We start from the raw sequence: 22,457 nt of genomic DNA, 5'->3' as shown, positions 1-22,457 counted from the left end.
ATTGGTTCTGCTTGAGTACCAATCTATGAACCGATCAGTGCTCTATTGCAGGCAAGAGGCTCAGTAGCATCTGCACAACTTTCCAGAAGTAACCGCTGTCTCTTGCCGTTAATGAGGTGTGCCATGCCCAAGGTTGTCCATTTTCACCGTACCGGTGACGCTGATGTTCTGACTCTCGATGAGGTCGCCGTACCATCGCCGAAAAGCGGCGAGGTTCAGATCGAAGTAAAAGCCATCGGCCTGAACCGTGCTGAAATCATGTACCGCACTGGGCAGTACGTGATCGATCCCCAGTTCCCGGCGAAGCTTGGCTATGAAGCGGCCGGGATTGTTCGCGCGGTTGGCAGTGACGTCAGCGACGTTGTTCCCGGTGACATAGTAAGCGTCGTGCCGGCGTTTTCCTTCGCTGATTACGGCATGTATGGTGAGGTGGTCAATGCGCCTGCGCATGCTGTCGTCAAGCATCCGTCCAACCTCAGCTTCGTGGAGGCAGCGGCCAGCTGGATGATGTTTGTCACTGCATATGGCGCACTGGTTGAGTACGGCAATCTACAGGCTGGCGAAACGGTGCTCATCCCGGCTGCGTCGAGCAGTGTCGGCCTGGCTGCGATCCAGATCGCCAACATGCAGGGCGCCATCCCGGTGGCCCTTACCCGCACAAGTGCTAAACGTCAGGCATTGCTGGACGCTGGGGCAAAATATGTTATCGCTACTCAGGAAGAGGATCTGATTGCCGAGGTGGCAGCGATCACCGAGGGCAAGGGTGCTCGTATTGTTTTCGATCCCGTTGGTGGCCCCGAAGCGACCAAGCTGATCAAGTCCATGGCCAGCACCGGAATCTTCTTTCAGTACGGCGCTCTGGATCATCGCGATATTCCAGTTCCGGTTTTCGATATTCTCGGCAAACATCTGACCGTGCGCGGTTATGAGCTTTTTGAAATCACCACGGATATGCAGAAACTGGCCAATGCCAAGGCATTCGTCACCAAAGGCTTGGCAAGTGGTCAGCTCAAGCCTGTCATCGACCAAGTCTTCTCACTCAAGGACATCGCGGCAGCACATCGCCGAATGGAGTCGAACGCGCAGATCGGCAAGATTGTCGTCGTGGTTGACTGAGTAGCCCCCCTGCGGCAGTTAATTTGGCTGCTGTATGCCATCGCTGCTCGGGAGCAGCGATGGCATTTTCCTTTTCTGATGCCTGAGAGAGGTAGCCCAGCTTCGCTATCATCCTCTTTGCAGAGTATTTCTGGCCCGTGCAGGTAGGTAGAGGATGGCGATGAACCTGATTGAAGCCATGCAAATGTTCGTGGCAGTGGTTGAGCATGGTAGCTACACCAAAGCTGCCGAGGCGCTCAATGTGCATCGGCCGGCACTATCAAAGCTTATTCAAAATCTTGAGCACGAACTGGGCGTGCAGCTGCTGCACCGCACCACACGCAGAGTAAACACCACACCCGCCGGCGATGAGTTCTATGAACGCAGCCTGAAGTTACTCTCCGACCTTGCAGACACTCTAGACTGGTTCTCGCCGACTCGTCCGCCGCGAGGAAAACTCAGGATAGACATGCAGACCGTACTCGGTCACGCCATAGTCATCCCACGACTGCCCGAGTTCATGGAGCGCTACCCCGGCCTGGAAATATCTCTGGGCGCCTCCGACAACCTGAACGACCTCATCGCGGGTGGCATCGATTGCTCTGTGCGGCTAGGCGACCTGGATGATTCGAGCCTGGTTGCCAAGCGTATCGGCGAGGTTGCTCTGGTGACCTGCGCGGCCCCTTCCTACGTAAAGAAGTATGGTTTACCAGGCTCGCTGGATGATTTGCAGGCGCATTTGGCGGTCAACTTCATGGTTGAGCAGCGTCGCCAGATCATGCCTTGGCGGTTCAGGGGCAACGGTAAAACTATCAGTGTGAAGATGCGCAGCGGCATTGTCGTCGATAATGCCGAGGCGTTGCTTTACTGCGCGTTGGCAGGGATTGGGATGGTGCAGGGGCTGCGCCCAGCGTTGCAGCGATACATCGATAGTGGACGCCTGGTGGAGGTTCTGCCAGATGTTCCAGTCGAGCCGAAGGCCGTTTCCGTATTGTTCCCAGAACGACGTCATCTCTCACCCAATGTGCGGGTATTTGTCGAGTGGGTGAGCGCGCTTTTCCAAGAGAAAAGGCGTTAGAGCGGATCAATTGGTATTGGCTCGAATAACAGTCCATAACTCGTTAGTGAATGTATCCCGCCTTCGTCGACGCGTACCGTTCTCTCTACAACTGAATATGACGCCAGTCGTTGTACTGGGCAGATGCCGCAGTGTGCGTGCCTTACTCGATGAGCTTGCCCATTTGCCAGAGCCCTCGCGATGAGGTTCGTGAACCAGCGAACCAGTCAAGCAGCCCGCTTGGCCAACTGGCTTAACACCTGAGAGAGCGATGATGTCGGAGAAAAGAGTGCCCCCGCATGGGCTGGTTGACAGTGTTTTTGCCAAAGTTTTTGTCCCAGGAAAATTGACGTTCGGCCTGTTGGCGCCATTAGAGGGCTATCCCCTGAGCGATACTCCGACCATGGCAGAACATACCGAGCTAGCTGCGCTTGCTGACGATCTGGGTTTCGCTGCTCTTTGGCTACGTGACGTACCGCTGCGCGACCCGGCTTTTGGGGATGTAGCCCAGATATACGACTCGATGGTGTATGCGACATGGCTTGCTGCGGCAACTCGTCGTATTGCGATCGGCACAGCCGGAGTGATCCTCCCGCTACGAGATCCTATTGCCGTGGCCAAGCAGGCGCTGTCAGTCGATCAGCTTTCCCAAGGGCGATTCCTGCTGGGAGTTTCGACAGGAGATCGCCCCTCGGAGTACCCAGCTTTTGGAGCCGACTTCGACAATCGAGAATCTCGCTTTCGTGATGCATATGCTGTGATCCGTGCTGTCTCGAACGGGTCATTTCCCATTCACAAGTCGAGTCACTACGGTAGGTTGGACGGAACCCTAGATCTGGTTCCTAAGGCATTTCATGCACGGCTACCGATGTTGGCGGTAGGGCGTTGTGGCCAGGAACTAACTTGGTTGGCAGAGCATATGGATGGCTGGATCTGGCACCAGAGCAACCTTGAGCAATTACCTTCATTGATTAGCCTCTGGCAGTCTGCATGTGGGCCAGAGGCGTTCAAACCCTACGGTTATGGAACCTTCTTCGAGCTGGACAAAGACCCCAATACCCCTATTCGCTGGGGACGAGGACTGCGCGGGGGGCGAAATGCGCTCATCAGTCTCTGGCAGCGACAGCGTGACCAGGGTGTGTCGCACATTGCTTTGAATATGAGGGTGTCGCACCGCTCAGTGAAAGAAAGTATTCAAGAGCTGGCGGAGTATGTGCTTCCACTCTTTGCCTGAAGGAATATGAAGACTTGATGCGTGCCCGCTTTGGGCCGGTTAGCGACCACTGCTCTGGCTAGCCATCCTTGTCCTTCCACACGTGGAGGATCTGGCCATCGACAGCAAGCTTCGAGCCTGCGACTTAACCAAGCTCCGTGTGCGCGATGTTGCCCATGGCAAGCATGTGTCATCACGAGCCATGGTGATGCAGCAGAAAACGCACCGGCCAGTGCAGTTCGAGACCACAGAGCAAACACGGTCTGCTCTCGCCGCCTGGATACATCAAGCTCAGCTCCGTAGCGAGGGCTGCCTTTTTCCGAGCCGGCTGCATACCTCAGACCATCTATCCACTCGTCAATACGCTCGTATCGTAAAAGGCTGGGTGCAAGCCATTGGCCTTGATCCGGCCATGTATGGCACTCACACAATGAGACGTACGAAGGCATCACTTATCTATCGCAGGACGAAGAACCTGCGGGCGGTTCAACTACTGCTAGGCCATACGAAGCTGGAGAGCACCGTTCGATACCTCGGGATCGAGGTCGATGACGCTTTGGAGATGGCGGAACAGACCGAAGTTTGACCATGCAATGCATCGCGACGGTCGAGGAGAGGCCGTCGCTAACCGGCCAAAAGCAGGCATTCTCTTCGATCCAGTACTAGTCGAATTACGACGGGCATGAGCCCTCCTTAAGCCAGCTACGCAGCTGCGCGGCGCGAATACTTAACCAAGGAAGCCTCCACGCATAAACTGCGAAACTGATGACCACATGAGTGTTGCGCGGCATGCTGAAACTGAAGATGTATCCGGCGAACAACGGCGATGCGTTCCTGATCAATGCCAACGGAAATCACTTGTTGATTGATGCAGGGTATGCGAGCACTTACACCGGCTACATCGCCCAGGATTTAGCTGAACTGTCACGTAGGGGCGAGCGCCTCAGCTTGGTGGTGTGTACTCATATCGACGCAGATCATATCAGTGGGCTTCTTAAATTCTTTTCGGCAAATGGTGGGGCTGGAAACCGAGGCATCGAAGTCGACGCCGTCTGGCATAACAGCCTGCGCTCTTTGCCCTGCCCGCCTACCGGGCCTGGCGTGAGCGAAGATACACGGGTGCTCGAAGCTATTAAGCGACGTGGCTACCCAATGACTGCCGAGCGGGCAGCCGACCCAATTAGTGCCGGCCAGGGCAGCTCGCTAGCCAAGCTAATTAGGGGCCAAGGCTACCACTGGAATTTTGGTGACGGATCCCGCTGCATAGACAGACACTGTGCCCCACTCGAATTGCCGAACGAGGTACAGCTTGATGTACTTGGCCCTAGCGTCGAGCGGTTGGAAAGCCTTCGAACCCTATGGACTCGGGAAATGCAGAAACTGGGCTATCGAGGCACGGGGCAGAGTAGCGATCTTGTGGATGATGCCTACGAGATGTGGTGTGCCCATGCGGATCAACAGCCAGTTTCTCTCAGCGTTCAACCAATTGCTGCAAACAAGGATCTCCCACTGGTCGAGGTGTATACAGCCGACACGCGAATTGCCAATGGCAGTTCCATTGCGCTTTTGCTTACGGCAGGGCAGGCAAGCGTTCTCTTATTAGGCGACGCCTGGGCTGAAGACATGGTTCATGAACTGAAGCGACGGCAGGCAGACACAGGGGTACAGCTGTTTGATGCCATCAAAGTCTCCCATCACGGCAGTTATCACAACACCAGTGTGGAGCTGCTAGCGCTGGTAGACGCCCCCTGCTTTCTGATTTCCACTAATGGCAAGCGGCATGGCCACCCGGATTTTGCAGTTTTGGCCGCCATTGTCGACCGGCCCGCAACCTTCGTGCGCAAGATCTATTTCAACTACGAAACGGCAGCCTCGCGAAGGTTGCGCACTTACTCATCGAAGTCCGGCGCGCACTTCAGCGTGCACGTGATAGAAGGTGAGTGGATTCAACTGGGAGAGGCCCAGCCGTGACGGATGAAGCAGTCAAACAAGCCACATGCATGATTAGCGGCGCCGGCGATGCAGGAACAGGCTGGCTCATCGCGCCCACGCTCGTGCTGACGGCGCTTCATTGCGTCAAGACCACTGCTGTGGAGGGTGGCACCCTCACAGCCCGCTTCGGTGCAGGAGCCTCAGCAACTGAGCTTACGGTGGTTCTTGAGGCGCAGGACGACGCTCTCGACGTATGCCTGCTTCGCCTTCCCGCCTCCTTGGACGTTGACCCTATAGCGATAGATTCCAGACTTCCCCGAGCGGGCGAGAATTGGCATGCGTTTGGCTATCCGGCGAGCAAGCTGGATCTCGGACATTCCCTCAACGGCGAAGTCCAGCAAGTGCTTAGCGACTTGATCCACGGTGTGGACCTTGATCTCTCTGTCGCGCCAGGAACCCATCTCTTTGATTACCACGGTCTCTCAGGAGCGGCCTTGATGGTCGGCCGCGTTTGCCGAGGCATGCTGCGGTTGAATGTCGATACCTCGCTCGCGGCGCTGAGTATTGACAAGTTGAGACCGTTCCTAGAGGCCAATGGCGTGCTTCCTGAAAAGCCTGTCGAAACTGAGCAAAGCGCGCCGCATGGTGCACGGCCGGAATTTGACGAGCTGTTTGAAAGCCGTCTGACGAGCGTGAACGGTGGATACCTCTTGCTAGAAGGTGCGCACGGTATTGGCAAGTCGACCTACTGCAGGCAGTTTGCACCTCAAACCCACCCACTCGAAGTATTGGGGGTGTATGCGCTGTCGGAGCGTGGCCGAGGGATCACGCCTGCGCATCAGACTCAGCCGGAAGTGTTCTTTGACTGGCTCAACTCATTGTGGTCGATGCAAGTGAGCGGTAAGCCGGCCAGGTTGCGTGAGCTGTCATACCCTGAACTTATTCAGCAGACCCATGAGACACTCCGGGACTTGGCCAACCGAAGCGCTGCTGCCGGCAAGGTCGGGGTACTGTTTATCGACGGCTTGAACGAAGCGGTTGGCGTAAGCATGGACAGTCTTCAGCGCTTTGTAGGCCTGCTGCCATTGGCCTTGTCTCGTGGGCTTGTGATCGTGCTTACCGGCGTGGGCTTGGATGCGCATGCCAATGCTTTCGGCCCGCTGCTACAGGCGGCAGGGCGCCTGACCCTTCCTGCCCTTGAACACGATAGTCAGCGCGAATTGTGCGTCGAATTGCTCGAGCGGAGCGTGGCCACGTCAAGCTTGGTAGCTCTGCTATGTGAGCGAGCCATGGGCCACCCGCTGTACCTCCGCTATCTAGCGGATTTGGTAAACGGCGGTGCTAGTGGAGCCGATATCGCTCAATTGCCTGCATTCAGTGGTTCTATTCAGGACTACTACGAGACCCTGTGGGGGCAATTACTGCCAGATCAAGACGCGGTCAATCTGCTGGGCATCATTGCTCGGCTCCGTTGGGGCATCTCAACAACAGACCTTACTGTCATGCTGCTGCCAGCCGAGAGTGCGGTCTATGTATCCACGCTAGCCCGGATCCAGCATCTCCTCGCTCAGCCGGGTAGCACTGAGATCTATCATCCATCCTTTTCGGAGTTCATTGCGCATAAAACCTCGGCCGTGAACCACCTACTGCAGGAGCGGCTGGCGACTTTCTGTTCCACCTCGGAAAGTGGCGACTACGGGCAGCTAAACAGGGTCTATCACGGTCTGCTGGGCGGAGCACAGTCGCAACTGCGAGCCATACAGGATTGTCAGCAAGCCTGGGTGGACGCCTCCGTTATGCTCGGCTCAGAACCGGATGTGCTCCTGGGTGACATCGATAAGACACTTGCCGCTGCGACACGTATCGGTACGGCCACCGATATAATCCGCTTGTTGCTCCTATCGCAACGCTTGACCTTTCGCTACGACACCCTTTTTACACAATCGGCCGAACGGGTCGCGCTAGCACTGTTAGCGCTCGGCAAAACCGATGAGGCCCTGCGGCATGTCATTCGCAACGGTCGCCTCATTGTTAACCCGCACGAAGCTTTCACCGTCGCCCACGCGCTGACACGTATGGGGAGCCAGGAACGAGCCAGACTCCTCTTGAGCAAAGTTCAGCTCTCCCTAAACCAGGTTTTTGAACAATGGGAATCTGAAGGGAGCATCGAAACCGATCTGCTCCTTGATACCGTGCTACAGCGCTTGCACGGATTTGCTTTGGAGGTAGCAGCGGATGGGCAGCCGCCATTAGAGGGATTCCTTGGCGCGGTAGTGCGGGGGATCGTGCGCGGCCCTCAAAGCCCGTTCTCCGCCGAAAGGCAAAGCGAAGTTGTATCCCGGCTCAGTAGCACCGTGAGCGGCGCGTTGCTTTGCCTGAGGGGCCAGTACAGATCCGTCGCACAACTCAATCTTCCCTATGCAGATCCTGAGCAGATCCAGAGTGTACTGCTCCACATACTCGAATGCGCCGAGATGAACTCTCGTCTGTATGGCGTTCGACTGCCCCAGGACAAAATCAACTTGCTGCTGGAAGACTTGGAGGAGGCCAGCAATGCGCTCCAGATGCCCAAGGACCTTAATTTCAGCATTGTCGATACCCTGATCGAGACGGGGGCAACTCGGCAGTTGGTACAAAAGTGCGCGGCGGACATCGTGCAGACTAACTCGACGCTGACATTCTATAAGGCCAACCGCGCCGATCCGGATATCGAGGGCTTCCATAAGTCGTACCAGCAGCTGCGCGCCAGGTACTTCCTCGATGAAACCCTGCCGCGGCCGGTGATCCAACCGGTCGCACCACACAACTGGGAAGGGCCACTGCGCTCGATCGCTGCGGCCATCGCGTGGGCCGACGGAGCCGCGCGCAGAGCAAAAGCAGGCGCGGATCACGCCACCGTCGATCAGGTATGGTCATTCGTGGCTGACGTGATTTTCCCGTGCTGTGCCTTTCCGCTGGCATCTCGGATCCGCTGGCAGCGTGCCTATGCTATTCCAGAAACCATTATCCCTGGGCTATACCTGCGTTTGGCCAAACTGATACTGGACTGCTTCCCTCTGCAGGCAGGAAGGCTCATGCAGATGCTGGATGAGACGTTTGACGAACAGTTCGGCCTATACAATGAAGGCTTTCGCCAGACATTAGCAGTCGTTGCTGAGCAATTCCTCACCGCAGAGCTGGAAGAAGCAGCAGCTGACGCATTGTTCAACCTGGTCATCCGATGGCGAGACTATGTTGGGGCCAATGTCGAGAACAGGTATGAGCTCATCCCTGAGCTACTGCGTATTGTCCCACTACTCGCGCGATTAGGCGCGACAGAAGAGGCTTTCAGAACCTACCAACTCGCCCTGCGTTTTTCTATGGGTCCGAGCTGGTACAAGGAAGACCAACTATCCCTGATGTCCAGCACGCTCGAATCGCTTCCCGTTGATACGCCTGTAGCAACGAAATCATTGGCTCAGATCGCTGCTTACTTGGAGCGAGCAAGCGGGGATATGACGTTTCAGCGGTATGTGCGGGCAGACAAGGGCAACTTCATCGCTCAACTCGGCCGGCGCTCGCTATACGCTGACGCCATTCAATATTTCCAGCACCAGTCTTGCGGATCATTGCCTCAGCTCTTGGCACAAGCTGCAGCCGGCAATCTGGACCGGGTTTCACCTTTAGTTGGCATGCGCTTCCCTGGCGGCGCGCTGGAGGAGCAGGCGGCATTGCTCGCTTTGCTTCGCCAAGTGCCGAGTGAGACTGACTGGCGACTTCGCTGGGCACTGCTGGAGGTGTACCTGCATGGGGATGAACGCCATTTGGGAGCGTGGGGCTTGGAGTACGCCCTTATCATCACCGCCCGGGCAGATGACGCAGACGGCATGGCCTGGGCGAAGCGGCAAATCCGCGTCATTGTTCAAAGCATGCATGCCGAGTGGGGTTGGCTGCTGTTGCGAGAGTTAGTGCCTTCCTTGCCCGCAGCTATCAGAGCTGACTTTGCCCGTTTGTTGGAAGAGGCCGAGAACCGCATCGGACAGGACCGCCTTGAGCAACTTGCCTCCATGTATGGCTTTAACACAGCTCACCGTAGGACGACCGAAAGTGAACCGGTCAATCCGGAAACTCAACAGGATCAAGCAGATGAGCATACGGAAATGCTCTATCACCCTGGTGTGTTTGGCAAACGGTCGGTCGATAGGGAGGCCCGAAGAGATATTGAGGCGGCGCGCTCGCTCTTGAAGCGGCGTAATTCGTCCGCGGCGGTCAGCGCGTGTGTTGACGTCCTGCGTAAACTGCAAGCGGGGGGCTGGTCCATCTGGGAAAAAAACCATACAGGTACTCCGGCTGAGCTCTTAATCGAGGCGGAGATACAGGACGGAAACGTGTTGGCGCGACTCTATGGCCCGCTGATACTGGAAGAGCGTCATGCGCAACGCTGGTGGATCGCCTCCCACCTCATCAACGTGGTCGCAAAGAAGATTGACGCCGCACAGCAGGCCGCAATACTTGGCATCGCTGTAGAGCATGTCGGGCAAATGGTAGGGGACGCGCCGACTGCTGCGTTCAACTACCTCGACAGCTCAGCGATGGATGCCGCGGAAGCGCTTTTTGAACTGCTGCTCTGGACGCTTGATCATCCCGCCTGGGAGCGCCGCGACAGTGGCGCGGCGATGTTGCTGTGGTTGGCCTCGAGTGACGACACCTGGTTTGCCTGCGTAGTGAAACTGGCGTTCTCTATGGAGCCGCGCAACCGGGCGGACATATCTGCAGCCATTCTCGACGTTCTGTCCTGCCGCAATGCGACCTCGTTGTGGCAGCGCTTAGCACCGCACATCGTTATCGCTGATGTGTTAGCAGAATGTCGTCATGTGGCGCGATTTGCCACCCTCCTGCGCATTGCCCAACGGGCGAGTGAGCAGGGCTGCACTGAGGCGGCTGCCGTTGTGTTAGCAATGCGCTCCAAGTGCCTCGACAGCCTTGCCCCAACCTCTGGACAGCCCACTGAAGTGCCTGATTTCTTCCAGCAAGGACACCATGAGCTTTGGCATGAACTGGCAGAGCTCGGTGTCCTCACGGAGACGTCAAGGCTGCAGATTGGGTCAGTGTTAGCCGAAAGCTGTTTGCCCCTTTCGGTTGAGGTGGCACAGCAATTGGAAGTCAAGGTCGCGCAGAGCTTTCGCGAGCCCGATCATCTTTCTACTGATCGTTGGGCGGGCAAACTGCGCTACGCTCTGAACGCTGCGCTTTTTCGTCCGATGCCTGTGGACAGGTTTTTCGCCATCGAGGCGAAGCTCCGTACCTACAACCCCAGCACCATTCCGACGCCCCAAAGAGGTAACAGGTTGCTAGCCGGCCTTGTAGCTGCCATGGAGCATGGTAACGAGCAGGACTATCGGCCGTCCTGTGATGATCTGGTGTTTTTGGATCTCCAGTGCTTTATGGAACTGGAGAGCCAAACAGCATTTGTCGAGCTCATCTCACTTTTAGTACCTCCCGATCCAAGGCAGGCTCCGTATCACTCGCGCTATGGATTCAAATCAACAGAGCTTCCACCTGATGCCACTGATCAACAGATGGCGATCTGTGTCAGAGCGCAGCCTGAAGTAGCTTACTTTGGCTCGCTCAGTCCGGCTGTGCCGACATCCAAGTTCACTCAGCTCATCGGGGCAAGCCCGTCAGCAACTGTCAGGTATCACTGGCGGGATGGCAGCAGCGTTTCTAGCAGCGAACACAGTCGTCGATATGAAGTGGCGCTGCTCGCAGTGCACCGGGGAGCGCTCACTCTCCCGCCGGGCTGGAAAATCACTTGGGCGCTGCGAGTCGATGGGGTTGTGCGGGCAGTTCTGAATAACGTGTGAAGGGCGATTCCATGATGCATTCCTATGAAACACCAGTGACACGAGCAGATTTCGAAGAGCGATTGGGCTATTCGGCCGAACAGCTCCGCATGGGGCTAGTACATTTTGCCAAGGGACTAAGGGGGCCAGAAAGCCTCTTGAAGGTAAGGCATCTGCCGAATGGCCGGATCGATTTGCTTAGCATCGATGAATCAGCCCGCTTGCACGCAAACATGGCGTACCAGATGCGAAACTTCTCCCCTCCTTTCGCCGATGAGGAAATCTGATATAGCGAGCCATTGCCGTCCTAGTGCATTTAACCGTATTCACCTTGCAATGAATGGCAGCTTCTGGCCGATGCAGCCCTTCGGGGGCCGGTTGGCAAGTAGGTCCTTAGGAATGGAACGGTCCCGTTTCCGTCCTCCTGGACGTCCTGGATTCTCCGAGTATTCTGCCTACATCCCTGGCAGGAGGAAGGCCAAATACCCGCGCGTAATCCCGGCTAAATTGTGTCGCGCTTTCATAGCCCACCTCGAAAGCTGCCGCTGTGACGCTCTTGCCACTGGCCACCATGAGCATCCGCGCCTGGAGCAAACGCACGCGCTTTTGATACTGCAAAGGGCTCAATGTCGTCACCGCTTTGAAGTGGCGGTGAAAGGCCGAGACGCTCATCGCCGCTTTCTGAGCCAGGCTTTCTACTCTGATGGGCTCGGCAAATTCTCGACGGATCCATTGAATGGCCAGATTTACTCGGGCCATGGCGGTATCCGGTGCTGCGATCTCCCGCAGCATCCAGCCATGGGGGCCTTGCAACACGCGGAACAGAATCTCGCGCTCGTACGCAGGCGCGAGGGCTGCGATGGCATCAGGGTTGCCCATCAATCGCAACATGCGCACCCAGGCATCCATCAGTTCGGGCGTGACGGCGGCTACCGAGAAACCCGGGTCGCCTTCATGACGACCAGCAGGTTTAGGCAGGTCAGCCAGCAAAGTGGATAACACGGTTGGATCGAGTGTCAGGCTGACGGCCAGGTAGGGTTCGCCTGTTGCCGCAGGGTGCACCGTGCCCACCGCGGGCAGCTCGATGGACATGACGAAATAGGTCGCCGGGTCGTACCGCAGCGTGGAGTCGCCCACGGTCATGGTTTTGCTGCCCTGCAGGATCAGGTTGATCATCGGGTCATAGACCGCCGCCAGCATATGTTCGGGAATTTTGCCCTGGACCATGGCGACGCGCGGAATGCCCGTCTCCGTGCGGCGGTTTTCGGCTTTGGCGGCGAGGATGCGGAGTTCGGTTAGCTGATCGTTCATACTGGCCATGCTGAATTGCAGAACAGGCGCAGCGCAAGCGAAAAGCAGAAACAGGCAGGTTTAGAGTAGGAACGGCTGCGCCCGCGATGACGAGGTCCCTTAACGTGGAGGCTCATTCAATCAGCGAAGGAGCACGTCATGGGCGTTATCGTCATTACCGGAGGCAGTCGAGGAATTGGTGCCAGTGCAGCGGAACACGCCGCGCGCCACGGCATGGGCGTCATCCTTACCTACAACCAGAATTCCGATGCCGCAGAGGCGGTGGTGCGACGCATCGAACAAGCGGGCGGCAAGGCCGTTGCACTCAAGCTCGACGTGGCGGATGTCGGAAGTTTCGAAGCGTTCCGTGAGGCCGTTCTCGCTGCGCTCAAAGAGACCTGGGGTACGAGTACCCTCGCAGGTTTGGTGAATAACGCCGGTTACGGCCTGTTCAACCCGTTGGCATCTGTCAGCGAGGCGCAGTTCGATGGGCTGTTCAATGTCCATCTCAAGGGCCCTTTCTTCCTGACGCAGACCTTGCTGCCACTGCTGGAAGAAAACGCCAGCATCGTCAACCTGACCAGCGCCACCACGCGGGTGGCCACGGCTGGAGTGGCACCTTACGCGGCGTTCAAGGGTGGACTGGAAGTGCTCACGCGCTATATGGCCAAGGAGTTCGGAGATCGGCGTATCCGTGCCAACGCTGTTTCCCCTGGAGCGATTCGAACCGAGTTGGGCGGCGGGCTCAATGACGAATTCGAGGCGATGCTGGCTGCGCAAACAGCGTTGGGCAGAGTCGGAGAGCCGGAAGATGTGGCTCGGATCATCGTCATGCTGTTGTCGGAAGAGGGCGCTTGGATCAATGCCCAGTCCATTGAAGTCGCGGGCGGCTACATCATCTGAACGATCGGGAGACGTTGCCATGCTGGATCATATTTTTCTGTCTGTGAGCGACATCGAGCGCTCTATCCGTTTCTACGAAGCGGCCTTGATGCCGCTGGGTATCACAGCGCGCCTGGACTACGACGGCAAGGACGGCCCGCCTGGGCACCCGGACCTGAAAGGCTTCGGCGCCAATGGCCGCATGTTTTTCTGGTTGCGCAAGGGTGTAGTTGAAGGCCGAGCGGTGCATGTCGGCTTTGTCGCAGACAGTAAGGCTCAAGTTGAGTCCGCCTATGCGGCCGCATTGGCCAATGGCGCGGTCTATAAAGGCGCGCCGGGTGCACGACTGCATTACGACCCGAACTACTACGCCGCTAATGTCTTGGACCCTGACGGCTATAGCCTGGAATTCGTCTACAAGAACTGGCAGCACGTCCAATGAAAAAATTAATGATCTATGGCGCAACCGGTTACGTGGGGCGCATGGCGGCGGAGTATGCCAAGGCACAAGGGCTGGACATTGTCATTGCCGGGCGCAGCCACGACAAACTGCGCGTGCTGGCTGCCCAGCTGGACGTTCCTTATCGCGTGTTCACGCCTGATGCCCCGATGGCAGGATCCCTCGACGGCGTTGGCGTGCTGGTGAACTTTGCCGGGCCCTTCGCGCAAACAGCCAAAGCCTTGATGCGGGCCTGTATCAAGGCAGGTGTCGACTATCTGGATATCACGGCCGAGATCAATGTGTACCGGCTGGCCGAACGGTTGGGCGCTGAAGCGGCCGAGTCAGGCGTCATGCTTTTGCCTGGCGTTGGCTGGGACGTGGTGCCGACAGACTGCCTGGCGGTGCATGTCGCTCGCCGAGTGCAGGATCCGCAGTCACTTAGCATTGCTCTTCAGGTCGCGGGTTCCATGTCACGCGGATCGGCCCTGAGCGTTAGCGAGATTATTGGAGCAGGGCTGCTAGCGCGGATTGACGGGCAGCTCGTGGCAACGCCCGATGCGCAACCACGACACTTCGATTTTGGCGACGGCCTGGAAGTCTGTGCGCCGCTGTCTTTCGGTGACTTGGTTACCGGCTGGCACTCCACCGGTATTCCAAACATTTCCATGTTCGTGCATTTCTCAGGCGAGCCCTTTCCCGAAGGCGATCTCTCACAGCTTCCTGATGGGCCCAACGCGCAACAACGTGAAGCCCACCGCGCCCGAGCAGTGGCTGAGGTCACCGGCGCTGACGGCACAGTTGCGCGTTCAGTGATCGAGACTGTCAACGGCTACACCTACACACCGATCGCTGCGGTGGAGGCGGCGCGCCGGGTATTGAGTGGCGAGCGGCGGCCGGGCTTCGAGACGCCGGCAACGCTACTGGGCGTTGGATTCGCCGAGAGCATCGTCGGAACGACCATCACTGATCGCTGACCCTCTGGTACGGCAATGCTGATTTACTCAGCAATTCGCAGCACTGTCGCTTGCCTCGAACTCACGAGAGATCAGCTTGCCAGCAGTCTGTGCCACCTCCACCAGGCGTTCGCAGGACATGCCACTGCATGCTGCTGCCGACAGCCCGCGCAGGGTGACCAGCAGGTAGTCAGCCAGCGCCTGAGCAGCTTCTGGCCGGACCTCATCAAGGTAACGGCGGATCGTCTGGATCCCGGTGTCGCCCAGCTTCTCGGCCATGTTGCGGGCGATCGGATCGTCCGCGCGCATGCCCTCGGTGATCAGGCAGCCCCGCAAAGCGCTGTCGCGTCCGTACTGCTTCGCAGCGGCAACCAGCAGCGCGGTCAGCGCTTCGGCAGGTGGTCGATCCGGTGCCAGTAACTCGTCCACAGGAAGCGCGTTTTCACCGGCGTAGCGATGCATTGCACGCTCGAACAGCTCGGCCTTGCTGCCATAGGCGGCGTAAAAGCTCGGCGGCTTGATGTTCATCGCCTCGGTCAGGTCGGCCAGGCTGACAGCGTCGAAACCACGCTGATGAAACAGTGCCTGTGCGATGGCTATCCCTTGCTCTCGGTCGAAGGCGGGGCGGCGCTGCCTGGGTTTTTCGTTCATGGGTATCTCTCAAGGTTGATACGACACTGTAGCGATCGCTACATGCATGTTCAATCGCGATTCCCTGAAAGGTAAGTTTAGTGATCGCTAAATAGCTTGCGAGCAACCTTGGGTTTATGTAGTGTCCGCTACATATTCACTCGTTGAGGTATTTGTCATGCAGTTCAAAAACAAGGTTGTGCTGATCACTGGCGGTTCTTCGGGCCTAGGCTTTGCGATCGCCGAAGTGTTCGTCAGCCAGGGCGCCGACGTGATCATCACCGGTCGCCGCCAGCCTCAGCTCGACGAAGCCGTTAGCCGCCTCGGTGGGAATGTTTCTGCCGTGCGAACCGACATCTCGAGCCCTGCAGAACTTGCCGATCTGTACACGCACATAAGCGCAGTCCATGGCCGTATCGATGTGTTGATCGCCAATGCCGGGATGGGTGAAGTCGAGCCTCTGGGGGCAATCACTGAAGCGGGTTTCGATCGGGTGTTCGCAACCAACGTCAAAGGCACCACGTTTACCGTTCAAGGGGCGCTGCCGTTGATGGGCGAGGGCAGCAGCATCGTCATCATCGGCTCGACTTCCTCGATCAATCCCGGGCCTGGCATGAGCGTCTACGGAGCCACCAAGGCCGCATTACGCGCGATGGTGAGGAGCTGGATTCTCGACATTAAAGGCTCGGGCGTACGCATCAACCTGCTCAGCCCCGGTCCGGTGGACACCCCGTCACTGCGCGACGTGCTTGGCGAAAACGCGCAGCAGGTGATCGATGCTTTCAATGAGAAGAGCACGCTCGGCCGGATCGGCCAGGCGCACGAGATCGGCCAGGCCGCGCTCTTCCTGGCGAGCGATGCGTCGAGCTACATCAACGGCGCCGAGCTGTTCGCCGACGGTGGCGCTTCCCAGGTATGAACGGAACGGGCATGGAGCGGCCGCTTTGCCCCGTGCCGACCTTCCTTGAATCTAACCGGCTGCCGACACGACCACGCCGCGCAACCGGCAATACCAGTCGCTGATGGATAGCGAGCCCTACGAACCTGCCGAAGATCGGCGCCTTGAGGAGTTACCTGATGAGTGAGTTTGCCGGATCGGCGATCGATCATATGGGCATCGGTGTTTCGGACATTTTGCATGCACGTGATTTCTATGAACAGGCGCTCAAGCCGCTTGGCATCACGTTGATGATGAGCATCGAGACCGACCCTCCGCAATCGACGCCTCGGCGACTGGGGTTCGGTTCCGCAGGAAAGCCATTCCTCTGGCTGCACCACGCTCCCGTCCCCAGCCACGGGGCCCATATCGCGCTGATCGCGCAGACTCATGAGGAGGTCGATGCGTTCCATGCGGCTGCCATGGCTGCTGGCGGACAGGACAACGGCGCACCAGGGATCAGGCTTCAATACCACTCTGATTATTACGCGGCCTATGTGCTGGGCCCTGACGGAGTGAATCTGGAGGCTGTTTGCCAGCTGACGACTTGAGCGCCAGGGCCCACGTTGGGTGTTTAACGGGCGTCGGTCTTAGCCAGCGATGCGACCAGCCATATCAACGCGTCGAGCTATGCGCCGAGGGGGGCGTCCCAGAACTGAATCCTGTTTACCGACATTATCCTTGGAGCAATTGATATGACTGACAGCACCAACCAACGGGATCTCGTGGCGCGCCTGGATGCCGAGCGCGCGATCCATCGCCTCCACGCCACCTATATCCATCGTCTCGACAACGGTGACTTTGAGGGCGTGGCAGAGGTTCTCAAGCATGCCGTTATTCATGTGCTAGGCAACGAGGCATCGACTGTCGAAGGGCTGCTGGTGTTTTTCAACGCGGGTCTGCAGGTCCATGGGGATGGCACTCCGCGTACGTGGCACTCCATTACCAACCAGCTCATTGACGTGGACCCGTCCGGTGAAAGGGCGAGCTCGGCAAGCTATTACACGGTTCATCAGCAGGTGGATGGCTTCCCGTTACAACCTATCTGCACCGGCAAGTACCTCGATCAGTTTGAGCGGAGTGACGGGGAATGGCGCTTCACCCGGCGGGAGGTCACGCTGCGTTTTGCAGGGGGCCTTCAACACCACGTCAAAGGGGCTCAGAGGGATGCGGTAGCGCAGACCGCCTAGCCTTGGCTGGCTTTTCTCGCAAAAATGCCTAAAATGAAAGTGAGCAGGGGTTTTCCGAAATTTACGGTCGTGCCTCTGTACCCTGAGTGAAGACCCCGCTATAGCGGGGTTTTTGCTTTCTGGGATTCAACAGATTTTGAGCAGCTAGCTCGATGGCAAAGTGTTCACATCACGAAATACCGGAGCGCTTGCCCTTACGTTCTAGCTTATCTACAAGCAAGACCCCTAACACGCCAGTCGCAGCGATCGTAAAAAAAACGCTGCCAATCGCAAGCAACAACATAGAAACCGGCCCCATAGTCACCCCTCAGCTCAACCCCGAATACAGCACTTGACGACATAGCTCTAACGCAAGTCATAAGATGTAAAAAAAAGCATATGACGTTTAAAGCAAACAGGTTGAATGGCAACCAATTTGCTAGATGCGATAGATTGTTCGGGATGATTCGGAAACCTCTGCAGAATTGCTTCTGATCACCCCATCGAGATACAGGCGCTCTAACCGAAGCAATCGCGAGTGCAGCTTATCCAGATGCGTTGTCGTGCTGTTCCTCGCAAGCCGGTCGACACAGTCTTTGACGAAAGCAATGGCGGTACGCCAATTTGCAGAATGATCTGATTCGTTTTGCGCGCTGCGATTGCGCAAGCTAACGAAGAAACCTTCGAGGCATTTTTCTAAATCATCGAAGCGAAGATCTGTGATTAGCCGGTCAAGACAATCCATATGCATCTGCTGTTTGACTGAGTCGTATAGCGTTTCGATTACTGATAGGTGAGCCGACAAGGTTGACTCATGTAGTGCCGCGCCGTGCAGCACTGACCAGACAGTCGCCCAATAGCGTGGCAAGCCTAGTTCATCGATAAGCACCGAGCCAGTGAGCGCCGGTGGGATGCTGGAGTCGCGGAGCCGGATGCGAGGCATAGATGCACAACAGCTAAAGCTGCCTGTAATTGAATGTACTGTTGCTGCAGAACACGTTGATGGATGAGCCTAGCGCAACACTCCCCATCCTGCCCGGCATTCGCATAATCTATATTATGTTAAATAACGTATTGGGTTGTGAGTGTTCATGAGGTCCCCCGGGTCAAATGCGCCGTTTACCGTTATGCAGGATCACGTCGCGAGAACTGATCTGTTGTCGCTACTCGTCTCTGCGCGGGGATTCCCAACGTTGTTGGCGGCTTGCTGGTATTCACGGGGCGTACACCCGAACTCGCGCCGAAACACGCTATGCAGGTACTGCGCAGATTTGAAGCCACAATGTTGAGCAATATCCACCATCGTCGAATCGGTGTTCTCCAGCCTGCTTGTAGCTGCGGCCAGTTTGAAACGCAAAATCTCGTCATGCACGCTGCACCCTCGCGCTTTTCGAAAATGCGACTCCAACGATGAACGCGACACGCCCACATAGGCCGCTACCTGCGCTGTCTTGATGCCCTGGCAAGCGTATTGGCGGATAAACAACAGCGCCCGCATGACGTACGGGTTACCCAATGGCTGATGCAGGCTCGATAGCTGTACGTTGACCGCATCAGGCGGTATCAGTATGTGCGTGCTGGCCGACGGCACACCGTGCAGCATTTGATGGAGCAGATGCGCAGCGGTCCGGCCCATGGTTTCGGTGCCCTGAACGACCGAGCTCAATGGCACCCGGGTCAGGCTGCGTGTCAGCGGGTCGTTGTCGATACCGATCAACGCCACTTGCTCCGGCACTGCGATCCCGGCGGTCAGGCAGGCTTGCAGCAACTGCCGGGCGCGAGCATCCGTCACGGCGATGATGCCAATGGGTTTGGGCAGGCTTTGCAGCCAGGCGATCTGCTTTTCGACGGCGCTGTCCCAAAGCGGCGCGCTGGTACCCATCCCGCGATAGACCTCGGCATGCAAGCCATCGCGTTTCATCAGTTGGCGAAACACCTTTTCTCGTTCCTGCGCCCAACGATTGGCCTGTGCTTCAGGCAGGCTGAAGCAGGCAAAACGCGTCAGTCCGGCCTCGATCAGGTGCTCGTACGCCAGCGTTATCAACGCTTCGTTATCGGTGGCGACGTACGGAATACCCTTCGGATAAGCGCGCTCGTCCTGATAGGAACCGCCTACCGCCACAACGGGCACCTTGATGTCGGCCAGCGCCTCGCCAATCATCGGATCATCGAAGTCGGCGATGATCCCGTCCCCCTGCCAGCGCTCGATCCCTTTCAGCCGACAGTGGAAATCCTCCTCGAGAAAAAGATCCCAGGATGCTCGAGTGCTGCTCAAGTAGTTACCGATGCCGCTGATGATGCCGCGGTCGTAGATCTTGCTGCCGTTGAACAGCAGAGCAATACGGTGAACGAGCGGTACGGTTTTCATTGTTCTTGTCCTGAGCCGATCAGTACCTAGGCGGTAGTAAAGGCTAGGTCAAAATCGAACCCTGGGTTGGTGACTTTCATACTAATTACCCATAGGGCCGTTGCTAGTATCGGGACACCGCCAAGAACAAAAGGACATTACAAGTGCCCTACTTCCCCGATGTCGAAAAGATTCGCTATCAAGGCACCGCCAGCGATTCTCCCCTATCCTTCCGTCACTACGATGCCGACAAGCTCATCCTCGGCAAACCCATGCGTGAGCATTTGCGCATGGCGGTCTGTTATTGGCACAGCTTCGTCTGGCCAGGCTCCGATGTGTTCGGAGCGGGCACGTTCAAGCGTCCGTGGCAGCAGCTTGCAGATCCGATGGAAATGGCGATGGGTAAGGCGGAGGCTGCATTCGAGTTCTTCTCCAAACTCGGAATCGACTACTACTGCTTCCACGACACGGATGTTGCCCCGGAAGGTAACTCGCTCAAGGAGTACCGCAACCACTTCGTGCAGATGATCGACCATCTGGAACGCCATCAGGAAGAAAGCGGAATCAAGTTGTTGTGGGGTACCGCCAATTGCTTCAGCAACCCACGCTTTGCCGCCGGCGCCGCCAGCAATCCTGATCCGGAAGTGTTCGCCTGCACCGCCGCTCAGGTGTTTAGCGCCATGAACGCCACTCAACGCCTCAACGGATCGAACTACGTGTTGTGGGGCGGCCGTGAAGGCTACGAAACCCTGCTCAACACCGACTTGAAACGCGAACGCGAGCAACTGGGCCGGTTCATGCGCATGGTGGTCGAGCACAAGCACAAGATCGGTTTCAAGGGCGACCTACTGATCGAGCCCAAGCCCCAGGAGCCAACCAAGCATCAGTACGACTACGACAGCGCCACCGTATTTGGCTTCCTGCATCAATTCGGCCTGGAAAACGAAATCAAGGTCAACATCGAGGCCAACCACGCGACCCTCGCGGGCCATAGCTTCCATCACGAAATCGCAACGGCAGTTTCGTTGGGGATTTTCGGGAGCATCGACGCCAACCGCGGTGATCCACAGAACGGCTGGGATACCGATCAGTTTCCCAACAGCGTCGAAGAAATGACCCTGGCCATCTATGAAATTCTCAAAGCCGGTGGCTTCCAGAATGGCGGGTTCAACTTCGACGCCAAGGTGCGTCGGCAGAGCCTTGATGAAGTCGATCTGTTCTATGGCCACGTCGCCGCGATGGATGTCCTCGCTCTGTCCCTGGAGCGCGCGGCAGCCATGGTGCAGAACGACCGACTCCAGCAGCTAAAGGATCAACGCTATGCCGGCTGGCAGCAGCCGTTTGGACAGGCAGTGCTGGCGGGCGAGTTCAGCCTCGAATCATTGGCTGAACATGCTTTCGCCAACGAACTGCATCCGCAGGCAGTAAGCGGTCGTCAGGAGATGCTCGAAAACGTGGTCAACCAGTTCATCTACCCCTGACAGCACCCGGTCGGCGTCAGGCGGTTACATTCTCGCGACACTTCGTTACGCACGGCGCCGTCCGACTTTCTACTGTTCTATAGCACTACCCAATCGTCAGGCAGTGTCTCCAACAACAATAAAAGGGCGCACCACCATGAAAACCGTAAAGCGCATGTTCCTCGCCGGGGCCCTTGCCCTGCTCTCGCTTCCACTCATGGCCGATCCCGCGAATCCGAAAATCGGCTTCTCCATCGATGACCTGCGCCTGGAGCGTTGGGCCCGGGACCGTGATTACTTCGTCGCGGCGGCGGAGCAATTGGGCGCCAAGGTCTTCGTCCAGTCGGCCGATGCCAACGAGCAGAAGCAGATTTCACAGATCGAGAACCTCATCTCCCGCGGCGTCGACGTGATCGTCATCGTGCCGTTCAACGCAACCGTGCTGACCAACGTCGTGGCCGAGGCCAAGCGAGCCGGAATCAAGGTGGTGTCCTACGACCGGCTGATTCTGAACGCCGATATAGACGCCTACATTTCATTCGACAACGAAAAGGTCGGTGAACTGCAGGCCCAGGGCGTGCTGCAGGCGGCGCCCAAGGGCAACTACTTCCTCCTCGGTGGCGCCCCTACGGACAACAACGCCAAGGTGCTGCGTGAAGGGCAGATGAAGGTCTTGCAGCCGGCGATCGACAAGGGCGACGTCAAGATCGTCGGGCAACAGTGGGTCAAGGAATGGAACCCGACCGAAGCGCTCAGCATCGTCGAAAACGCCCTTACCCGAAACGACAACAAGATCGATGGCATCGTCGCCTCCAATGACGCCACGGCAGGGGGCGCTATCCAGGCGCTGGCGGCGCAGAAGCTGGCCGGCAAGGTGCCGATTTCCGGCCAGGATGCCGACCTGGCGGCGGTCAAGCGGGTAATCGGAGGCACCCAGACCATGACCGTCTACAAGCCGCTGAAACTGATCGCCTCGGAAGCCGCCAAGCTCTCGGTGCAGCTGGCGCGCAACGAGAAGCCAGCTTACAGCTCCCAGCTCGACAACGGCGCCAAGCAAGTCGACACCATCCTGCTCACCCCTACCCTGTTGACTCGCGACAACATCGATCTGCTGGAAAAGGACGGCTTCTACACCAAGGCACAGATCGCCGGGCAATGATCATCGAGCTGAGCAGACTCGACTGACGACCCGACCGCGACCCACGTGGATTGGCAGGCGCCCCTGCCG

The 22,457-nt window shown here is 57.5% G+C and carries 17 protein-coding genes and 1 pseudogene; 15 read left to right on the top strand and 3 right to left on the bottom strand.

What is annotated here, in order from left to right:
- Positions 1–123: 123 nt before the first annotated feature.
- From UF78_RS10815 to avs1c, 7 genes and pseudogenes are all read left to right on the top strand, one after another.
- Positions 124–1,116, top strand: a complete 993-nt coding sequence (locus UF78_RS10815) for a zinc-dependent alcohol dehydrogenase family protein (protein ID WP_045162228.1) — start codon at positions 124–126, stop codon at positions 1,114–1,116.
- A gap of 160 nt (positions 1,117–1,276) precedes the next feature.
- On the top strand, positions 1,277–2,173 hold the full coding sequence (locus UF78_RS10810) for a LysR family transcriptional regulator (protein ID WP_045162227.1): 897 nt from the start codon (positions 1,277–1,279) through the stop codon (positions 2,171–2,173).
- A gap of 250 nt (positions 2,174–2,423) precedes the next feature.
- Entirely contained in the window at positions 2,424–3,386 is a 963-nt protein-coding gene (locus tag UF78_RS10805) for an LLM class oxidoreductase (RefSeq protein ID WP_045162226.1), read from the top strand.
- A gap of 88 nt (positions 3,387–3,474) precedes the next feature.
- A pseudogene (locus UF78_RS10800) lies at positions 3,475–3,951 on the top strand (tyrosine-type recombinase/integrase); the annotation flags it as partial.
- Between the two features lie 203 nt (positions 3,952–4,154).
- Entirely contained in the window at positions 4,155–5,336 is a 1,182-nt protein-coding gene (gene avs1a / locus UF78_RS10795) for an AVAST type 1 anti-phage system MBL fold metallo-hydrolase Avs1a (protein WP_045162225.1), read from the top strand.
- Complete coding sequence (avs1b, locus tag UF78_RS10790; RefSeq protein WP_196298657.1) at positions 5,333–11,140, top strand: AVAST type 1 anti-phage system protease Avs1b; 5,808 nt, start codon at positions 5,333–5,335, stop codon at positions 11,138–11,140. Before avs1a ends, avs1b begins: the two co-directional genes overlap by 4 nt.
- A gap of 11 nt (positions 11,141–11,151) precedes the next feature.
- The gene (gene avs1c / locus UF78_RS10785) at positions 11,152–11,406 is read left to right on the top strand and encodes an AVAST type 1 anti-phage system protein Avs1c (RefSeq protein ID WP_045162234.1); all 255 of its coding nucleotides are present in this window, start codon (positions 11,152–11,154) and stop codon (positions 11,404–11,406) included.
- Between the two features lie 106 nt (positions 11,407–11,512).
- Here avs1c and UF78_RS10780 read toward each other — a convergent pair whose 3' ends face one another.
- Positions 11,513–12,430, bottom strand: coding sequence for an AraC family transcriptional regulator (locus tag UF78_RS10780; protein ID WP_045162233.1), 918 nt, complete (start codon positions 12,428–12,430; stop codon positions 11,513–11,515).
- 138 nt (positions 12,431–12,568) lie between these two features.
- Here UF78_RS10780 and UF78_RS10775 point away from each other — a divergent pair, with 138 nt between their 5' ends.
- Genes UF78_RS10775 through UF78_RS10765 form a run of 3 tightly spaced genes read left to right on the top strand, consistent with a single transcriptional unit; the run spans position 12,569 to position 14,707 of the window.
- Positions 12,569–13,312: an SDR family NAD(P)-dependent oxidoreductase gene (locus UF78_RS10775; protein ID WP_045162223.1), complete on the top strand. Its 744-nt coding sequence runs from the start codon at positions 12,569–12,571 to the stop codon at positions 13,310–13,312.
- A gap of 19 nt (positions 13,313–13,331) precedes the next feature.
- Complete coding sequence (locus UF78_RS10770) at positions 13,332–13,733, top strand: VOC family protein (RefSeq protein ID WP_045162222.1); 402 nt, start codon at positions 13,332–13,334, stop codon at positions 13,731–13,733.
- Entirely contained in the window at positions 13,730–14,707 is a 978-nt protein-coding gene (locus tag UF78_RS10765; RefSeq protein WP_045162221.1) for a saccharopine dehydrogenase family protein, read from the top strand. Before UF78_RS10770 ends, UF78_RS10765 begins: the two co-directional genes overlap by 4 nt.
- A gap of 27 nt (positions 14,708–14,734) precedes the next feature.
- On the opposite strand, the gene UF78_RS10760 is transcribed toward UF78_RS10765, so the two are convergent.
- Positions 14,735–15,337, bottom strand: a complete 603-nt coding sequence (locus tag UF78_RS10760; RefSeq protein WP_045162220.1) for a TetR/AcrR family transcriptional regulator — start codon at positions 15,335–15,337, stop codon at positions 14,735–14,737.
- 157 nt (positions 15,338–15,494) lie between these two features.
- Here UF78_RS10760 and UF78_RS10755 point away from each other — a divergent pair, with 157 nt between their 5' ends.
- The 3 genes from UF78_RS10755 (at position 15,495) to UF78_RS10745 (ending at position 17,443) form a co-directional block, all read left to right on the top strand.
- The gene (locus UF78_RS10755; RefSeq protein WP_045162219.1) at positions 15,495–16,235 is read left to right on the top strand and encodes an SDR family NAD(P)-dependent oxidoreductase; all 741 of its coding nucleotides are present in this window, start codon (positions 15,495–15,497) and stop codon (positions 16,233–16,235) included.
- Positions 16,236–16,393: 158 nt separating this feature from the next.
- On the top strand, positions 16,394–16,804 hold the full coding sequence (locus UF78_RS10750; protein ID WP_045162218.1) for a VOC family protein: 411 nt from the start codon (positions 16,394–16,396) through the stop codon (positions 16,802–16,804).
- Between the two features lie 144 nt (positions 16,805–16,948).
- On the top strand, positions 16,949–17,443 hold the full coding sequence (locus tag UF78_RS10745; RefSeq protein WP_045162217.1) for a nuclear transport factor 2 family protein: 495 nt from the start codon (positions 16,949–16,951) through the stop codon (positions 17,441–17,443).
- A 1,114-nt stretch (positions 17,444–18,557) separates the two neighbouring features.
- Here UF78_RS10745 and UF78_RS10740 read toward each other — a convergent pair.
- Positions 18,558–19,790 (bottom strand): XylR family transcriptional regulator, encoded by a 1,233-nt coding sequence (locus UF78_RS10740; RefSeq protein WP_045162216.1) that lies wholly within the window; start codon positions 19,788–19,790, stop codon positions 18,558–18,560.
- A gap of 143 nt (positions 19,791–19,933) precedes the next feature.
- On the opposite strand from UF78_RS10740, the gene xylA reads away from it, so the two are divergent.
- Positions 19,934–21,250: a xylose isomerase gene (xylA, locus tag UF78_RS10735; protein ID WP_045162215.1), complete on the top strand. Its 1,317-nt coding sequence runs from the start codon at positions 19,934–19,936 to the stop codon at positions 21,248–21,250.
- Between the two features lie 136 nt (positions 21,251–21,386).
- Positions 21,387–22,388, top strand: a complete 1,002-nt coding sequence (gene xylF / locus UF78_RS10730; RefSeq protein ID WP_045162214.1) for a D-xylose ABC transporter substrate-binding protein — start codon at positions 21,387–21,389, stop codon at positions 22,386–22,388.
- The last annotated feature ends 69 nt before the right edge of the window (positions 22,389–22,457 follow it).

Origin of the sequence: Stutzerimonas stutzeri (genome assembly GCF_000952685.1) — a bacterium.
Classification (GTDB): Bacteria; Pseudomonadota; Gammaproteobacteria; order Pseudomonadales; family Pseudomonadaceae; genus Stutzerimonas; species Stutzerimonas stutzeri_E.
The sequence above is the reverse complement of the archived record's forward strand: the minus strand, read 5'-3'. Positions and strand labels throughout refer to the sequence as shown.